This window comes from Roseofilum sp. SBFL (assembly GCF_017746885.1).
Lineage (GTDB): Bacteria > Cyanobacteriota > Cyanobacteriia > Cyanobacteriales > Desertifilaceae > Roseofilum.
Window position 1 is genome coordinate 1 of the sequence record NZ_JAGHZH010000197.1, and the last position, 17748, is coordinate 17748.

16 protein-coding genes and 1 tRNA gene are annotated in these 17748 nt (G+C 45.9%); 10 read left to right on the plus strand and 7 right to left on the minus strand.

Going from position 1 to position 17748, the window contains the following annotated elements; translation table 11 throughout:
* Nucleotides 1–116, plus strand: a 116-nt coding sequence (locus J7545_RS24245) for an IS630 transposase-related protein (RefSeq protein WP_413039300.1), incomplete at its 5' end; no start/stop codon positions are given.
* A gap of 623 nt (nucleotides 117–739) precedes the next feature.
* On the opposite strand, the gene J7545_RS23210 is transcribed toward J7545_RS24245, so the two are convergent.
* The 3 genes from J7545_RS23210 to J7545_RS23220 form a co-directional block, all read right to left on the minus strand.
* A complete protein-coding gene (locus J7545_RS23210) occupies nucleotides 740–1984 on the minus strand; it encodes a glutamate-5-semialdehyde dehydrogenase (protein WP_318697885.1) in 1245 nt (414 codons plus the stop codon).
* 20 nt (nucleotides 1985–2004) lie between these two features.
* Nucleotides 2005–2424, minus strand: coding sequence for a hypothetical protein (locus J7545_RS23215; protein WP_318697886.1), 420 nt, complete (start codon nucleotides 2422–2424; stop codon nucleotides 2005–2007).
* A 160-nt stretch (nucleotides 2425–2584) separates the two neighbouring features.
* A tRNA-Gly gene (locus tag J7545_RS23220) sits at nucleotides 2585–2656 on the minus strand.
* Nucleotides 2657–2837: 181 nt separating this feature from the next.
* On the opposite strand from J7545_RS23220, the gene J7545_RS23225 reads away from it, so the two are divergent.
* The gene (locus J7545_RS23225) at nucleotides 2838–3158 is read left to right on the plus strand and encodes a hypothetical protein (protein ID WP_278003040.1); all 321 of its coding nucleotides are present in this window, start codon (nucleotides 2838–2840) and stop codon (nucleotides 3156–3158) included.
* Between the two features lie 97 nt (nucleotides 3159–3255).
* On the opposite strand, the gene J7545_RS23230 is transcribed toward J7545_RS23225, so the two are convergent.
* Nucleotides 3256–5112 carry a TolC family protein gene (locus tag J7545_RS23230; protein ID WP_318697887.1) on the minus strand — a complete coding sequence of 619 codons (1857 nt, stop codon included), beginning with the start codon at nucleotides 5110–5112 and terminating at the stop codon, nucleotides 3256–3258.
* 453 nt (nucleotides 5113–5565) lie between these two features.
* Between J7545_RS23230 and J7545_RS23235 the strand changes: the two genes are divergently transcribed.
* The 5 genes from J7545_RS23235 to J7545_RS23255 all read left to right on the plus strand — a co-directional run bounded on the left by J7545_RS23235 (nucleotide 5566) and on the right by J7545_RS23255 (nucleotide 11150).
* The gene (locus J7545_RS23235; protein ID WP_413038734.1) at nucleotides 5566–6693 is read left to right on the plus strand and encodes a DegT/DnrJ/EryC1/StrS family aminotransferase; all 1128 of its coding nucleotides are present in this window, start codon (nucleotides 5566–5568) and stop codon (nucleotides 6691–6693) included.
* Nucleotides 6694–6967: 274 nt separating this feature from the next.
* On the plus strand, nucleotides 6968–8677 hold the full coding sequence (locus tag J7545_RS23240) for an ABC1 kinase family protein (RefSeq protein WP_413039006.1): 1710 nt from the start codon (nucleotides 6968–6970) through the stop codon (nucleotides 8675–8677).
* A gap of 144 nt (nucleotides 8678–8821) precedes the next feature.
* A complete protein-coding gene (locus tag J7545_RS23245) occupies nucleotides 8822–9193 on the plus strand; it encodes a hypothetical protein (RefSeq protein WP_318697890.1) in 372 nt (123 codons plus the stop codon).
* Nucleotides 9194–9256: 63 nt separating this feature from the next.
* Entirely contained in the window at nucleotides 9257–9865 is a 609-nt protein-coding gene (locus tag J7545_RS23250) for an alpha-ketoglutarate-dependent dioxygenase AlkB (RefSeq protein WP_318720187.1), read from the plus strand.
* 514 nt (nucleotides 9866–10379) lie between these two features.
* The gene (locus tag J7545_RS23255) at nucleotides 10380–11150 is read left to right on the plus strand and encodes a hypothetical protein (RefSeq protein ID WP_318697892.1); all 771 of its coding nucleotides are present in this window, start codon (nucleotides 10380–10382) and stop codon (nucleotides 11148–11150) included.
* A 153-nt stretch (nucleotides 11151–11303) separates the two neighbouring features.
* Here J7545_RS23255 and J7545_RS23260 read toward each other — a convergent pair whose 3' ends face one another.
* Complete coding sequence (locus J7545_RS23260; RefSeq protein WP_318697893.1) at nucleotides 11304–13823, minus strand: mannose-1-phosphate guanyltransferase; 2520 nt, start codon at nucleotides 13821–13823, stop codon at nucleotides 11304–11306.
* Nucleotides 13824–14024: 201 nt separating this feature from the next.
* On the opposite strand from J7545_RS23260, the gene J7545_RS23265 reads away from it, so the two are divergent.
* The 3 genes from J7545_RS23265 (at nucleotide 14025) to J7545_RS23275 (ending at nucleotide 15822) form a co-directional block, all read left to right on the plus strand.
* On the plus strand, nucleotides 14025–14207 hold the full coding sequence (locus tag J7545_RS23265; RefSeq protein WP_271938263.1) for a hypothetical protein: 183 nt from the start codon (nucleotides 14025–14027) through the stop codon (nucleotides 14205–14207).
* Nucleotides 14208–14313: 106 nt separating this feature from the next.
* On the plus strand, nucleotides 14314–15036 hold the full coding sequence (locus J7545_RS23270; RefSeq protein ID WP_318697894.1) for a class I SAM-dependent methyltransferase: 723 nt from the start codon (nucleotides 14314–14316) through the stop codon (nucleotides 15034–15036).
* 15 nt (nucleotides 15037–15051) lie between these two features.
* Nucleotides 15052–15822 (plus strand): cobalt-precorrin-6A reductase, encoded by a 771-nt coding sequence (locus tag J7545_RS23275; protein ID WP_318697895.1) that lies wholly within the window; start codon nucleotides 15052–15054, stop codon nucleotides 15820–15822.
* 287 nt (nucleotides 15823–16109) lie between these two features.
* On the opposite strand, the gene petA is transcribed toward J7545_RS23275, so the two are convergent.
* A complete protein-coding gene (gene petA, locus J7545_RS23280) occupies nucleotides 16110–17078 on the minus strand; it encodes a cytochrome f (protein ID WP_318720188.1) in 969 nt (322 codons plus the stop codon).
* 60 nt (nucleotides 17079–17138) lie between these two features.
* Entirely contained in the window at nucleotides 17139–17678 is a 540-nt protein-coding gene (petC, locus tag J7545_RS23285) for a cytochrome b6-f complex iron-sulfur subunit (RefSeq protein ID WP_413038736.1), read from the minus strand.
* Between the last annotated feature and the right edge of the window lie 70 nt (nucleotides 17679–17748).

The window sequence follows — 17748 nt, forward strand, 5'->3', positions numbered from 1 at the left end:
GAGCGGCAGAATTCGGGGTAAATATTAATGCCATTTGGTATGCCCTCAAACAGATGAAGCAGACGCGAAAAAACAACTCTACGCTACAGCCAAAGGAAACCTCAACAGAGAATTGAATACTTACAGGCTTTACGGCAGTATCTTTCAACACTTTTTCAAGGTTCAGCGTGTTGAATGTATATTGAGCAAAGCTTCTAGCCATTCAAATAGCGTTAGCTATAATCTGAGAGTGGGGTTCGAATCCCTCCTAGCCCGTCTAACTCAAATAAACCTGAGGAGGGAAATCTCATTCCCGAAACTGTGGCCTGTAGCCACGTCCTTACACATACTTTATACAAAATTACCATAACACCCCATGCTGAGGTATGGGGTAAGTAGGCCATAGAAATAGAGAAAACTTATGGATGGAAGCATTGCCAAGCGAACAAAGAAAACCGGAGAAAAAAGCCGGAATTCATTCCTATAAAAGTTGAAGTTGAGATGCGCTTATTTGAATGGAGACATTAAACTAAGCATAAATATCTAATCGAAAAGTGAGATTGTCCCATTTCTTTCTTGAGTTGTCTAGACAGACAACTCTATCCTTTTTTGGGTATGTTTGCCAAATTTCTTTCTCCGTGCGCTTTTCAGCCTGCTTGTCACCCCTTGAGAGCTATTTTAGACTCAGGGGTAATTTTCACCTCTCCCTACCGTCAGATTTTAGTCCAATTGGAGAATAGGGGAATAGGCAAAAAAGATATCAGGTATTCCCTTGAATAATGTACTTAACTGTGGTGAGAGCCTCTAAATTAATCAAACCTCGGCGCAGCCCTTTTTGATTAGACATGCCTAAAAATACAGTATTGCCTCGGGTGCGATAGCGATAAAATCGGGGACTAGCATTGATATAGAGTGAAGCACTGTTAATTCCTAGGGCAAATTTACGACTTTCGTTATAGGATTGAGTAACCAAACAGTTCGCATGGCCGCTGCTGTAAGTATTCATCCAGGCGATCGCCCCATCCAAATCTTCAACCAACTTAAACGTCACTACTTTTTCTAAGTATGCCTGATTCCATTCCTCTGGTTCTACGGGTTTTAGCTCTTCATATTGAGCCACTAATTCCGGATCGCCTCGCAACTCAAACCCTTTTTCCTTCAAAGATTTCCATAAAGAAGCAATAGCTGAGGACCTTTGACCTTGTTCAATTAATACTTTCTCAATCGCATTCACCGGATCGGGTTCGCTGGCGTGGGAATCAATAATTACATGACGAACGGTTTCCAAGCTACCGGAATTTCCCCAATATAAATAACAATTCCCCATAGCCGATCGCAAAACAGGTACAGTTGCCTGTCGCACAACCTGTTCTACCAATGACGGCCGACCATAGGGGATAATCAGATTAATGTATCGATCTTGGCGAATCACATCTCGAATGGGAGCGCCCTGTTCTGAGGATAACAAGATTAATGAATGTTGCGGTAAACCCACCTCTTCTAGCGCGACTTGTAAGGCTTCAGCGATCGCATAGTTCGTCTGGAACGATTCACTTCCCCCGCGCAAAATCAAGCTATTCCCCGTTTTCAAGCATAACCCAGCGGCGATCGCCCCTAACTCCGGAAACGCTTCATATACCAAAGCCAAAACCCCTAAAGGCATTCGCTGGCAATAGGTTTGTACCTCTTCCACTTGATAGGAGGCATTCATTACCTCTTGTAATGGATCGGGGAAATCTGATAATCCTTGTAGAATTTGAACAACATTTTGAATGCGCTCTGGAGTTAACTTGAGCCATTCTAAAATCAGATCTGGAACCGCCATCTCGCGAGAGGTTTCTAAATCTAAAGTATTCGCCTCTAACACTCGATCGAGAGAGTCATCCAAAACCTCTGCCATCATCTTCAGAGCGCGATCGCGGAGGGTACTGGACGTATTCGCTAAAATTAAAGAGGCTTCATGGGAAGCGCCCACATCCTCTAAAAGGTCATTGGATGAAGTCATGAATCAGTCATCTACATCAATTAAGAAGAGCGTCGATACACCAGCCATCTCATCAGTGCCAGCAACAAGAGCAACATCAAGGGAATGAATACCCACACCATGATACTCGACCCTGATGGCGCTAAAAGAAAATATAAGGATAACCATACAATGGGTAAGACTAAAATGATCAACAACCCCACGGGTAAGTAATATTCTTTTAAATCTGAATGAATGGCTATCCATTGCTTTCCTGTCCAGTACCAAGTTTTCTTGTAGGGGGAACTGGTGGACACCTGTTGTAGCACATAGCCATTTTCCTCAACCGCAAAAATTTTCTGACATCGATCGCATCCAAATGCTTCCGTGAGCAAAATCGGTTGCAAACGACCTTGACAACGGCAAGGACAAGGATAATCATGGGCGGTCAAATCAATTTTTTGAGCTTTTTTGGACTGCACAAGTCACCAGTAATCTGAATTTGAGATGAATTGAGGATCTTCTCGATATTCAGCGAGAAGAGAATATTGGCTCTAACCCTGTTTATTGAATCAAAGCTTGCTATCCATCTAGTTTAGCCACAAAAATGAAACCGAATAACTCTTCCTATTAAAATTTATAAGCGGGTAACGCGATTCGAACGCGCGACATTCACCTTGGCAAGGTGACGCTCTACCACTGAGCTATACCCGCATCACTCTACCTAATTTACACAAAGATTTGCCTCTTGTCAAGAGGTTAGCCAAGATTTTTGGCGATCGCTTGTCCGACTTGGCTCAAGATCTTTTAAAGAGAGTATCCATTATCCCATTACTGCGCAAAGCGCTGTAAGCTATTTGAATCATCAAGAACATCTGTGTGGAGTGCCCGAACTTTGTCTGTAAAATACTTTTTTTTATCAGATGGATGGATTATTGGCCGCGTCTGGGAATTTGGAGGGATTTGGAATGAAGTCGTTTGGCGCAGAAAACCAGACATTGAGCCTCTCAATATGGGAATTGTTGAGCATAACCAAACGTTATGGCTTTATCGGGTAGAAGAGGCTGTACTGATGGTTGAGGTTAAACCCATGGCCGATGCTCCCAGTAACCAAACTATCGGCCAAGTCGTTCTCAAGCGACTGATTGACTCAGAACAGGTCATTGATCGGCTTGGCCAAGCAGAAAGCATTGTCCATCGCTTTTCAGAAGGATAGGGGAATGGGGGGATAGCAGAACACATTAAAATGGAGAAGTATTTCCTATTCCCTAATTCCCTGACTGATGCAAGAAATTTATTCAACAGTCCACTAGCTAGAGAGTAGGGGAAGCCGGTAGATTACTAATGGCTCGTTGTAGACGAGCGACAGCTAGGTTATAGCCTACAATCGCTTGCACCTGGTTAAACTGGGCTTGAGTGAGGTCAGTTTCCGAATTAATGACATCAGTTTGTGTCCCTACCCCAGCTTGAAAACGTAGTCTAGCTAGTCGCAGGGCTTCTTCTGCTTGGGCTAGACCCACAATAGACGTTTGAATATTGTCAAAACTAGAGACTAATTGGAAATAGGCATCTTCAACTTCTAAGCGGATACGATTACGGTTATCGGCAAATTGTTGTTCCGCAATTTCTATTTCGGCTTCTTCAAGATCAGCTTGGGCCCGTGATAGTCCCCCATCGTAGAGTGTCCAGTTGAGTTGCGCTCCTAGAGTATAGCCATCTCCAGTACCTTGGGAGAGCAGAGGGTCATCAAACCCTAATTTGAGGGCATTGTAATTCGCAAATAAACTGACTTGGGGCTTTAAGCCAGCTAACCGAGCATCGCGCTGGGCTTCATTAAGTTCTCGCTCGATTAAACGTTGTTCTAACTCAGCGCGATTTTTATAGGCGAGGATAATACTCTCGTCGAGGGAAAGTTGCCAACGACCGACGATTTCCACCGGATCGGCAGCAGATACATCCAGGGTTTGGGGCAGATTCAAGATTTGGGCTAGGGTGCGCCGAGCCGTTCTTAAACTAGCGATCGCCTCAGTCAGTCGTTGCTGTTCGTTCGCAACTTGCACTTGAGCTTGCAACACAGCAAACCGAGTCCCCACACCTGCCGTTTCTAAAGCCTGGGCATCCCGTAAACTGCGCTCGGCCTGCACGAGAGCCTGTTGACGAATCCGTAATTGTTCAGCCGAAGCTTGCAACTGATAATACTGTTGCGCCACATTAAGGCGGATTTGTTCCTCAATCACTTCGACTTGAAGCGCATTAAATTGAACTTGCTTTTCCGCTGCTTTAATGTTGGCTGAACGTAAGCCGGAGGTCAGCAGGTTATAACGCACTTCTACCGTCCCCGTTAAGGAGTTCGTCGGAGAATCTCGATTGCTCAGGGCAGTGTTTGTATTACGGGCGCTAATTTCGCTATTGGCGCTTTGAGAGCGTTGCAGGCCAGATTGAAAGGTCAAGGTGGGTAAGTTAGCAGCTAAAGCTTGTCTGAGTTGAGCTTGCGATCGCTCTAACTGTAGCTTGCTTTGTTGCAGCTCAATATTATTGCGCCGCGCTAAATCAATCGCCTGTTTCAACGTTAAGGGTTGAGTCCCTTCAATAACTACTTCTGAGGGATCGGTGGGAAACAACAGAGGGTTCGGACTTGGATCGAGATAGAGGGGCGCGAGTTCCGGACTTTCGGCAACATGGGGAGAAACTAAGGTTTCTGGGAGTGGATTTTGGGTTGGATCGGAGCTTAATGCCGTTTGTAGACGACTCACCCAAGCCTTATCTTCTGCTGAGAGCTGTTGGGAATGCTCGTCAACTAGAAGGTTCAGGGTTTCCTCTAGTTGAGAATCAGCTACCGTCTGGCGATCGCGCCAGTGATGGGTCGCATTATCACTAATTGAGGGAGCTTCTGGGCTGCTCAATACTGAAGCGGGAGAAGGTTCAGATGGCGTTAAGGGAGTTTCCTCTCCTGTGACCTCATCTTCTGTAGGTTTTACTTCTCCCTCTAGGGGAGGTTGTGACGAGACCGGTTGTTGCTTCTCCAGAGAGGTCTGGGGTTCAAAAGATGGTTCAGGTTGACTCGTTTCTAAGAGCAGATCGCTAGCGAAAACCACAGCATTGACGCTAGGATTTATCACGGCGAACGCAGCGCCCACACTCACACCAATAAATTTCCGCAAAGTTGGCATAGTTCCTCAGTTCAATCCACAATCCCAGATCAAAAATGTCCTGGCTCAAGCAGAGACTCCATAAGCAGGATACTGGTTTACCTAGGAACTTGGCAATCGGTTTTCCCTATTCCCTATTAATGGTACAGTCATGTCAAGCAAACTAACCGAGTTGAAGTATGGTGTTCCAAAAGCGAGTCTTTTGGGTAAAACTTCAAGCAACACCTGGGAGCGTAGCTGAGTAGTTGAGTTGGGTCAAGACGAATCGCCAGCGGTAAAATGCGGGATTCAAAGTTCTACGAAGCCTAAAGGAAGAAAACCAACTCTGGTAGGAAAGGAGTAGTCCAACTGGTGAGGGCATTTTCCAGTAGGAGAGTAGCCGTAAGACGGGTTTCGGCTCGCCAGCTACGCCAGTATCCTAGAATCCTCTCGGCTTTAGCCAGAGGAGTATGTCAAAAACTGTGGTGTAAGCGAGTGAACAATATTCCCCCCGTTGATTTAACCCAACAATACCAAGCGATCGCCTCGGAGGTGGAAGCAGCGGTACTGGAACTTTTGCCTTCGGGTCGCTACATTGGTGGCCCTGTAGTGGAGTCCTTTGAAAAACAGTTGGCCCAAGCCGTGGGTGTAAATTGCTGTGTGGCCTGTAATTCAGGGACGGATGCTTTGTATTTAGCCTTGCGAGCGGTGGGAGTCGGGCCTGGAGATGAGGTAATTACGACCCCGTTTACGTTTATTGCTACAGCAGAAACGATCGCTATGGTAGGGGCTACTCCCGTATTTGTCGATGTAGAGGAGGAGTCGTTTAATCTGGATCTGTCCCAAGTGGAGGCAGCCATTACTGAGAAAACTAAGGCCATTATTCCCGTACATTTGTTTGGCCGACCCGTAAATATGACTCGGTTGATGGAGATCTCCAAAACCCATAAGCTTAAGGTCATTGAAGATTGTGCCCAAGCTACTGGCGCGACCTGGGCTGGTTCTCCCGTGGGTAGTTGGGGGGATATCGGCTGTTTTAGCTTTTACCCAACTAAGAATTTAGCCGCTTGCGGAGATGGCGGAGCGCTGACTACTCAGGATTTGGCGATCGCCGATCGGGTGCGTCTATTGCGCGATCATGGGCGGCGCAGTGGCTATGTCTATGAGGTAACCGGGGTTAATTCTCGTTTAGATGCAATACAAGCAGCAATCTTAAAAATTAAGCTTAAGTATCTGCCCCAATGGAATCAGCAACGTAGGGAAGTTGCCTATCGTTATCATGAATTATTGGCATCAGTTTCAGGGATTGTACTGCCCCAAGAAATCGAGGGTGGGGAGTCAGTTTGGAATCAATACACGATTCGGATTAAGGGCCGACAAGAGCTAGATTCAGACTATCGCAATCGCATTCAATTGCGTTTACGAGAGCAGGGAGTGATCGCATCGGTCTATTATCCTCTGCCTTTACATCTGCAACCGGTTTATCAGGATTTAGGATATCAGCCCCATCAATTGGCGATCGCCGAGCAACTGAGCCAAGAAGTTTTATCCTTGCCCATGTTCCCCGAATTAACCTTAGAACAGCAAGAACAGGTGGTCGATTGCCTAAAAAACATTTTGTAGGGGCAGTTGGCTATGGGGAAGCCCCTGGTATCCTCTTTACATTCCTTAACAAAAACATAAGAAAGTTTGAAGTTTTTTGTACTATAGTTAAGAAAAAGATAAAAAGTATGATCCAACCTAGAAAAATAGAATTAGGACAAGAGTAAATAAACTTGCTCAAAATCCTAAAATTCGGATAGGTCAATGGTCAGCATTTAATAAAATCTATCGATAGCAGATAGAAATCTAAACGTTGAATAGTCAAAATTGTGATTATCAAGAGGCATCAGTTAGCGTGAAGCAACATCCACTTGAGCAGCTCAGGAGATACGACCCCCAGGCGATCGCCAGCTACTATAAATTTCGTCCCTGGCAAAGTCTCTATCGAATCGTGACTTTAGTCGGGGCTTTTTTAGGATTTATCTTCTCCCTGAAGTGGGACCAATTCAGGAACCAAGTCGAGCAAAATCGGCCCAAACGCGCCACCGAGTTGAGGGAATTACTCACTCACCTAGGGCCAACCTATATCAAAGTCGGTCAAGCGCTCTCTACCCGTCCAGATCTGATTCGTAAAGACTTTCTCGAAGAGTTAACCAAACTTCAAGATCGCCTGCCTCCCTTTCCCAATCAAACCGCCTTTGACATCATCGAGAGAGAACTGGGCGATTCGATCTCCCAAATGTACCTGGATATTTCTTCCCATCCCGTTGCTGCGGCCAGTTTAGGCCAAGTCTACCGAGGACGGCTTCATAGTGGAGAAGAAGTCGCCATTAAAGTTCAACGACCCAATCTAGTCCCCATTCTCACCCTCGATTTATACCTGATGCGATGGGCAGCCCGTTGGATTTCGCCCATTCTTCCTCTTAATTTAGGTCATGACCTGACTCTAATTGTGGAAGAATTTGGCATAAAAATCTTTGAAGAAATTGACTATATTAATGAAGGGAAAAATGCCGAAAAGTTTGCGGAAAACTTTCGCTACGATCCCCAAGTTAGAGTTCCGCAAATTTATTGGGATTATTGCGCCAAGAAAGTCCTCACCCTAGAGTGGATTAATGGCTATAAACTCACCAATACTGAGGCAATTCAAGAAGCCGGTTTAGATGCCGATAAAATTATTCGTATTGGGGTAACCACAGGCCTGCAACAATTGCTAGAGTTTGGTTTCTTCCATGCTGATCCCCATCCAGGGAATCTATTTGCCCTATCCGGCCCCTCAGGCATTGGGGCACAAATGGGCTATATTGATTTTGGCATGATGGATCAGTTAGATCAGACGGCAAAAGAAACATTAGTAGATGCCGTGGTGCATCTGATTAATAAGGATTATACGGAATTAGCCGAAGACTTTGTTAAGCTTGGTTTTCTAACTCCGGATACAGATATTTACCCGATTATTCCTGCCCTAGAAGCGGTATTTGGGGATATCATGGGTGAAAGTGTTCGGGATTTTAATTTTAAGACGATTACGGATAAGTTCTCGGAAGTTATGTACGAGTATCCCTTCCGAGTTCCAGCTAAGTTTGCCTTAATTATCCGATCGCTAGTAACTCAGGAAGGATTAGCCCTGAGCATTAATCCCGATTTTAGAATTGTGGAAATTGCTTATCCCTATGTGGCTCAACGGTTACTAACTGGTGAAACCCCCAGTTTAAGACGACGCTTGTTAGAGGTATTGATTAAAGACGGCAAGTTCCGGTGGGATCGCCTAGAGAATATGATTGCGATCGCCCGCTCCGATAGTGGCTTTGATTTAATGCCTACCGCTCAATTGGGTTTACAATACCTCCTTTCAGAAGAGGGGCAATATTTACGCCATCAAATTGTCTTAGCCCTGACGGAAAATGACCGCCTACACACCGAGGAAGTGCAACGACTGTGGCATTTAATTGAGGATGATATCCAGCCCAATCGCTTGCTCGATGCCGCTTGGGGGGCACTAGCTGATTTTTCCAGAGAGCGAGCCGCTTTACTGCTCCCTTCTGTAGCAGCCTTCACCCAATAAATCACTTTGAAAACCCCCTGCTTTTTAAGCAGGGCTGTTTCATTGATTAAACCCCCTATGCCCCCATTCCGCCACAGAGAGCGCGAAGCGCTGTATACTCCCTAGGAACACCTTTTATCTCAATTCCACCCAGGAGTAGCATTCGTGTACTATACTGCACAACCCCCTTACGCTTTATTAATCATTGGTTTACTGGTTAGCTTAACGTCAGGAGCTGCATTTTATGCGACGTTGACTGAATCAGCAAAACTCTGGTCATCCCAATCTTCTAAGTATGATATCACCCGGCTACAGGGACCAAAACTGTTGTTTCCATTTACGGGAATTTTTGCCGGTGCTTGTGTATTTTTGTCTTCGGGGTTGGCAGTATTTGGCTTTCCCACGGCGATCGCCTACTTAATCTCTCTCCCTGTTACCCTGTTCGTTAGTGGCTTAGTTTGGTCTCAACTTGGTCAAGTACTGATCCAACTGCAACAAGGTGGCTCGAAAGCCTTAGATCTAGACTCCTGGGGTTAGACTGGCACGCTTAATGAGGGTAGGTTGGGTTGAATAATAGTGAAACCTAACCATGTCTCACTGGTGTTGAATTTACCGCAAGCGAACCTATTCATATTGGCGATTGCTGAAACACTCCTCAACCCAACCTACACGACTCAAGATATGAAGATCGGTTCACCTAACCTAGAGTTGCGAAGAATGTTCTGGCTCAATCATGAAGACCTATTCTCAAAACTTCGTGACACGGTAGTGTGGGATGAGAGTATGAAGACTCGGAAAACAGCCAGCTTTGGAGTATCCTACAACTATTCACAGATGACCTATCCAGAAACTCAAATGCATCCCGAACTAGAGCCTGTGTGTGCGGCGATTTCGGATGTACTTGGATTTACTCCCAATAACGGTTTGCTCAATTTCTACCCAGATGGTAATGCCTCCATGGGTTTTCACTCTGATACTGCCCAGGAACTAGCTCCAGGCACTGGGGTGGCTATTCTATCACTGGGAGCGAGTCGAACCATTACATACAAACTCAAGGAAAATCGAACAATTCAACACAGTTATCGCCTAGACAGTGGTGATTTGCTTTATATGTCTAATGAGGTTCAAGCCGACTGGCTTCATGGAATCCTCAAAGAGCCTGATACCGGCTCTCGTATAAGCATAACATTGAGAAAGATTGCTATCTAGTCAGGGAATTGTAGAACGGTATTCCACAGAAAAGAGAATCGCTATAATTGGATAATCGATCAAAGTAGATTTACCCATTAACTTGCCAAAATGAGAGGAGTAAACTCATTGATTGTTAAGTTTAATCTCAATTTCTTGATTGAGATTCGGCGATCCTATATATTAAAAATATGGAGCTAAAACAAAGCTTCATTCGGCAGATCAAACAGTCTATTTCTATTAGTTTGAGAGGTAAAACACTGTTTCACTATCATCTGTCTCTCCAAGTACAAGCTGCACCCAATCGGTGGCTGGTCTTTCCTTAAAGTGAGAAAACTGGGAGTTAAAAAGTGGAGTTAAGTTCGTTTTAAGTTAACCCATTCTCCTCCAGATAGACTTAATCTAAGCAAGGAAGGTTTCAGGGAACTATTCGGGTGCAATTGTGCTTTTAAAAGTAATCCGATCAAAAAAAATAAGCAAGGGAATTCCTCGATCCGCTACAATCGATAGGTAGAATTATCCCTTCTGAAAGCTTATGGCCATTATTGCGCTTAAGGCTTGGTATCTCCAAGAATACGAACCGATTCCAGAATTAGAAAAACGACCTCCAGACATGCGGTTGAGCAAGCAAAGTTTGCTCAAGTCTGCTCTGCGGGCTGATTTTCTCGAAGATAGCGAAGAAATCAAGAAATCCATTTGGTTTCAGCGATATTTACAAGGGGAAACCATTGAGTTTTATATTGAAGGCAGTGGAGGCTATGCCATCTCCAATATTGACTTAACCAGTCATGAAATTTACTTTACCAAACAGGAAGTAATGGCTCATCTCGATCCGATGATCTTCTTCTGCTATCAGCAGGAAGAGGGAGAGTCGAGTCAGATCCTCAAGGAAGCATTAGAAGAGACGATCGCCGATTTAAATCGGCGATCGCGTCTAACTCTAACGCTAGAATCTTCCCATCGTCCCAATCAAGCCCCCATTCGTCTCAATAATCCCTTGATGCGTCGCATTCGTAAAAGCTTGCTCTTCATTGCTGATGGGACTCCAGTGACTCAAGTAGACACCGAAGAGGTAACGCATCTAATCCCCAGTCCCTATGTCTGTGTGGAAATGGGGTATGCTCTACAAATTAAACGACCCGAACAAATCTTACTCGCGCAAATGGAGCGATCGGAGTTTCCGGGGCAATTTCCCTTTGATGTGTCTCCCCAAAACCGTCTATCCTTTCAATCAGCACAAGATTTAAAGGACATTCTCCCGAAAACTCTAGAAACCTTACTAGAGCGTTATCGGTTATTAAAGTAACTCGGCTAGGTGAGTGTTGAGCATTGATGGCGCTTTGTACTCTCCGTGGGGGAATGGGGGTGTGGAGGAGTGCAGAAATGGAAGCTTTCTCCAAGTTTACGGCAAGAACACAAAACAAGGTTGTACTACAACCTATTCCCTATTCCCTATTCCCTAGTCATCAAATCTTTGATGAGCTTCAATAAAACTGTGGACGCGATCGCCATAATCTTTCAGTAAGCTCTCCACAATCTCTGGATCGCAACCATCAGCCACAATATCAATCATTGCTTCCCCCGCATCTGGCAAGATGAGTACCCAATGGTGACCATCGGGGGAGATGATTTTTACGCCATCCACCAATTGCAACTGCTCTGAAGAATGGGTTTCCACCAAATAGCGCATTACTGCCCCCTTCGCCGTCCAAGGACAGCGAAGAGTTGTCATCTGATGGGCAATGGGGGGGAGTTTCGAGCGCATCGTGCCCAAAGAAATATCCTGTAATTTCAACATCTCCATCAACTTGGCTGTCGCAAACATGGCATCAAAACCGGGATGGAGTTGGGGAAAGATAAAGCCCATATCCCCACTTCCCCCTAACACCACATTAGGATTGGCATGACACGCTTCCATTAAAGCGGCTGGATTTGACTTGGTGCGAATCACTCGCCCTTCATGACGACGGGCAATTTCTTCCACGGCACTCGAAGCATGGATCGGAACGACTACCGTTCCCCTGGGATGAGCCGTTAAGATCATTTGCATCATCAAAGCGGTGAGTATTTCCCCTCGGATCGCTGTTCCCGTTTCATCAATTAAGACAAACTTTTCCCCATTTGAGGATACTTGTACCCCCATGGTCGCTTCCAGGGCACCCACAACTCGGCCTAATTGATTGAGTAACCCTTCTTGGTCGTCCAGGGAGAGGGGTTTGGGGTTTAAGCTGGCATTGAGAACCACCGCATCACAGCCAAATTTAGCCAGCAGTTGGGGTAAAACTGCGCCGCTGACGGCAAAAACGTAGTCAATCACCACTTTGGAGGAAACGGTTTCGATCGCCTCTAAATTGAGGTGTTTCTCAAAGGCTTCCATATAAATTTGCAATGTCTCTGAGGTATAAGTGACATTGCCAACTTCATAAAGGAGCGATCGCCGCATATCCTCTTTAAAGAAACAGCCTTCAATTTTCTTTTCCTTGGATTTAGAAATATTGATACCCTTATGATTGAGGAATTCAATCAGGATGGAACTCCCCCGCTCTGGGTGCAAACGCACATGAATTCCCCCTTCTACTCCTAGGGTGGGAATCACAGTGCGAACAATGGGAATCGCCTTATTTTCCAGGTTTTGCACGTCTACGCCCACTGACATCAATCCTGCCACCAAAGAGCGGGTCACCATGCGGGAAATACTGCGCTGATCGCGAGATACCGTGACTTCAGACCCTGGGGACAAGGTTGAACCATAGGCAGCTCCGAGTTTGACCGCTAATTCTGGCGTAATGTCAATATTGGCTAAACCCGATACTCCCCGCTGTCCAAACAGGTTACGATGGCCGACATTACCCCAAATCAAATTCAGATTTAAGATCGCTCCGGCTTCAATTCTTTTATTCGGCCAAACCCGTACTTGAGGAGAAACCCGTGCTTCTTCTCCTACTGTAGATAGGGAACCAACGATCGCTCCTTCTAAGATATGGGCACGACGGTCGATCCGGGTTCCTCGACCCACGACACAAGCTCTCAGATGGCTTTCATCACCGATAATAGCCCCGTTCCAAATAATCGGCCGTTTTAACGTGGCGTGGGAGCCAATGGTGACATTATCACCAATAATGGTTCCTGGTTCGATATGTACATGGCTACCAATACGGCAGTTATTGCCAATGAGCACGGGGGGTTCTATATTTACCGTGGGATCGATATAAGTATTTTGCCCAATCCATAAACTCGGCGATCGATGGGGATAAGACACTTCTAAGTTCACTCGTTGAGCTAAAGCGCTATATTGGCTTTCCCGATAAGCATCCAGATGGCCAACATCACACCAATACCCCTCAGCAATATAGCCATAAAGAGGTTTTCTTTGGGCGAGTAGAAAGGGAAATAGATCTTTAGAAAAATCGGCTTCTTCTTTGGGGGATAAATAGTTTAGGACTTCCGGTTCTAGGATATAAATTCCCGTATTTACGGTATCTGAAAAAACTTCACTACTCGAGGGTTTTTCTAGAAAGCGTTGAATTCGACCATCAGGCCCAGTAATCACTACGCCAAATTCTAGGGGATTGGGAACGCGGGTTAAGACTAGAGTGGCGATCGACTTTTTTTGATAGTGAAAAGCGATCGCCGCACTTAAATCGAAGTCCGTGATACAATCGCCACTGATGACTAGGAAGGTTGACCCCAGCAACTCAGATACATTCTTGACACACCCAGCAGTTCCTAGGGGTTGCTCTTCCTCAACTGCATAGGTCATTTGGATACCAAACTCCCGCCCATCTTGGAAGTGACTGCGCATCACATCAGGTAAGTAATAGAGTGTCGTAATTACTTCGCGAATGTGATGGTGTTTGAGTAGGCGGACAATATGCTCGGCGATCGGTCGGTTAAGGACAGGAACCATCGGCTTCGGAAGCTCGCAGGTTAACGGTCTTAGCCGAGTTCCTGAACCACCTGCCATCAGCACTGCTCTCATAAGACGCTCCTCTGGTTTAGGGAATAGGGAATAGGGAGTCTGCTGTGAGGAACACAGAACCAAAACCAAGTCATGGATGAATTCACTAAACTTAATAGTAGTGACGATCAACACTTATTACAATTTTGCTAAAACTGTACCATACTCTCACGATCCTAAATGGATACTGACTGAATGTACTGAATTAGGAGCGATAACCAGATGAAGCTATTGATTGTTTTGGGACTCATCGGCTATGCGATCGGAGTTTGGAAGTTTTGGAAAGGCTATTCTCGGACAAATTTTACACCAGGATTGATGAATAAGGTTCTCCTCTCCTTGGGTTGGCCGGTGCTGGTGTTTAATGGTTCCTATCGCCGTAATTTTAGAAAGGCTCTGAAATAATGAACCATTAATCGTTAATAATTATGGGTAATGGGTAATTGGTAATTGGCGATCGCCCAACTCCCCATTCCCGGTTTCCTGTTTCCTATTCCTTCATTCCCTAGATATGACACGCTTAAGTAATGCTTCAGGTTTTGGATTACAAAATTTCTCTACAGAGGCTCTGGAGGAGCAACTAGCGGCGGTGGCACTTCGGTTTAACCGCCAATACCGAGGAGATGCTTTTGAAGTTCCGCCAGAAGTGGAAGAGATGCCGATTTTTCGGCAATGGATGAGTGGGGAGTTAACCCCGAAGATTACGTCTGAGTTTTGGCAGGTGTGTAAGCCGAAAAAGGGGCAAAAGTGCCTGGATATTGGCTGTGGGGTGAGTTTTCTGATTTATCCTTGGCGAGAATGGGATGCCTTTTTTTACGGTCAGGAGATTAGTAAGGAGGCTTCCGAAGCCCTAAATTCTCGCGGCCCTCAGTTAAATTCTAAGTTGTTTAAGGGAGTAAAGTTGGGGCCGGCTCACCAGTTAGATTACGAGCCAGGACAGTTTGATTTGGCGATCGCCACGGGATGGAGTTGTTATTTTTCTGTAGACTATTGGACACAGGTTATGGGCGCTGTGAAGCCGGTGCTGAAATCTGGGGGAATGCTCGTGTTTGATGTCCTAAACCCAGAGGTGGAATTGGCGGAAAATTGGGCCATTCTAGAGACCTATTTGGGGGCAGAAGTGGCTCTAGAGCCTTTACAGGATTGGGAAAAAGCGATCCGTGCAGTGGGAGCAAAGGTGGTTAAAAAAAGGGAGGGTGAGTTGTTCCATCTCTATGTTGTCAAGTATCCGTGAGGCGATCGCCCTAAAATGACTACAGTTTGGTTGATTGGGGGGACTTCAGAAAGTCGCCAGTTGGCTCAAGGGTTGGTGAAGCGAGGTGTGGAGTGTGTAGTAACGGTAACGACTGAGCCAGCAAGATCCCTTTATGCAACTTACCCTGGGTTAACGGTATGGGTAGGGAAGTTAAAGGGATCGAGTTTAAGTGAATTCACTCGATCTCATAATGTAAGTGTTATTTTAGATACGAGCCATCCTTGGGCGGTGAAAATTTCCCAACTGGCGATCGCCTTTTCAGAATGCTCTCAAATCCCCTATTTGCGTTATGAGCGACCCCCTGTAACTAATCATTCTAGCTCCAGTCATATCCTGACCTTAGACAGTTTTGCCACCCTGGTGAGTGGGAACTATTTGACCGATCAACACGTGTTCTTAACTGTTGGATATCAACGCTTACCCTTATTTCAACCTTGGCAACACCAGGCAACATTGTTTGCGCGAGTACTTCCTTCTGCTAAGTCAATTCAGATGGCTCAGGAAGCGGGATTTACGAGCGATCGCCTGATTGCCATCCGTCCTCCAATTCCTGAAGCTCTAGAGTTAGCCCTGTGGCAACATTGGCAAATTTCCCTGGTGGTAACCAAAGCATCAGGAGATGCAGGAGGAGAAGCCATCAAGCGTCAACTGTGCGATCGTTTGGGAATTCCATTAATTACAATCGCTCGACCGAAAATGACCTATCCCCAACAAACTGAGGATATTGAGGAGGCGATCGAGTTTTGTCTATCCCATGTCATATAGTGCTGCGTGCTAGGGAATAGGGAATGGGGAATAGGGAATAGGATTGTGGTACATGGCTTTGGGGGTTCAATACTGTACTCCATAACAGCACAAAGTGCTGTCTAGCGCTACGCGCTAGGGAATAGGATTACTCCATTGCCATAGCAGAGAAAGGGAGCGTTAAGATATTTTCTATTACCCATTCCCCATTCCCCATTCCCCATTCCCCATTCCCCATTGTTATAAGAAACCGGATTTCTTCAAGAAACCCGGTTTCTGTCTTGCCCAATCATCCCAAGATTTAGGATTTAGAAATTCATTTCGGCTGCTTGGACTTTCTCGAATTGTTTCTTCTTCAGAACGAGGAAGATTTGAGTAATCATAATCAGCACTAAGAAAGCAATCATGCCTTGAATACGAGTAGCATCTTGGAGAACGATTTCCGTATCAATTTGACCAAAACCACCCACATTGGGATTATTGGTTAAAGCTTGTCCGGCCGCTACTTCGTCTCCTTCAGAAACGATTAATTCAGGGCCAGCAGGAATATTGGTTACGACAGCATCTGCATCAGCCGGTTGAATGGTAACTTCATAGCCGCCATATTCAAGTTCGCTAATGCTAGAGATCGTTCCAGCGACGGAAGTGGAAGAAACCGTATTGTTGGTATTGTCTCCAGCGGGATAGACTTGACCGCGACCTCGGTTTCCACCGACATGAATGGCATATTTACCATAGTTGATGGATTTATCGGCTTTGGGATCGGGAGAGAGAACAGGGAAGACAATTTCTTGATGGTCATCACCGGGAAGAGGGCCAACCAGAATGACGTTTTCTTGGTCTGCGGTGTAGGTTTGATAATAAATGCCTTCGGTCTCTTCTTTGAGTTCTTCAGAGAGCCGATCTTCAGGGGCAATTTTAAATCCTTCAGGCAGCATTAAGACGGCACCGACATTGAGACCGCCAGGGCTGCCATCACCTAACACTTGTTGTACGCTAGTGTCGTAGGGGATGTTAACGACAGCTTTGAATACGGTGTCGGGGAGGACGGAGTGGGGAACTTCGACTTCGGTGGGTTTGGCTCCTAGGTGGCAGTTGGCGCAAACAATGCGACCGGTGGCTTCACGGGGAGTGATGGGAGCGGTTTCTTGGGCCCAAAAGGGGTAGGCTGCTGCGGGTTGGGGGTTAATGAGATCGGAGGCGGCAAAGATAGAGATTGCGGCGATCGCTACTAACACCAACCTGCGCCAGGTTGTTAAGACAGAACAGTATTTCATCAGTTATGAACAGGATGTAAACTTTATAAATTCAGCGCTTATGGAAATGGAAGAGGGGAGTTATGTCCACCAGGGGTCTTCATTGGTGCGGAAGTCTGTTTCTTCCCAGTTGCTGAGAACCACTTTATCGTCAGTGATATCGGCATGGGCTAAAGCTAAGGATAAGGGTGCGGGGCCGCGAACCACTTTACCTTCCGCATTATACTGGGAACCATGGCAAGGACAGATAAACTTGTTTTCACTTGCATTCCAAGGCACAACGCAACCCAAATGGGTACATACTGCGTTGAGTCCATAGCTGGCTAAGGTTTTATCTTGTTGAACGACTAAATAGGTGGGGTCTCCTTTGAGTCCTTGGACGAGGGAGCGATCGCCTGCGGGATGACTGGCTAAATATTCGCTAGCTACCACATCATTACCAGCCGCGTCCTTAGCGGTTGTCCCGCCGCCAGCACCACCACTAGAAGGAGGAATAAAATAGTTGACAACCGGATAAAGAGCGCCTAGAGCGACTCCGGTTGCGGAACCAAAGGTTAAGAGGTTCATAAATTGCCGTCGTCCCATATTGGGGACATCCGCCGATCCAGAAGCTTGAGTCATCAGTTGTTTTGTTAATTGATTCACTTTCTCTTTAGTGTTTGTAGGAGGTAGTGCCCCTACTCTAAAGATG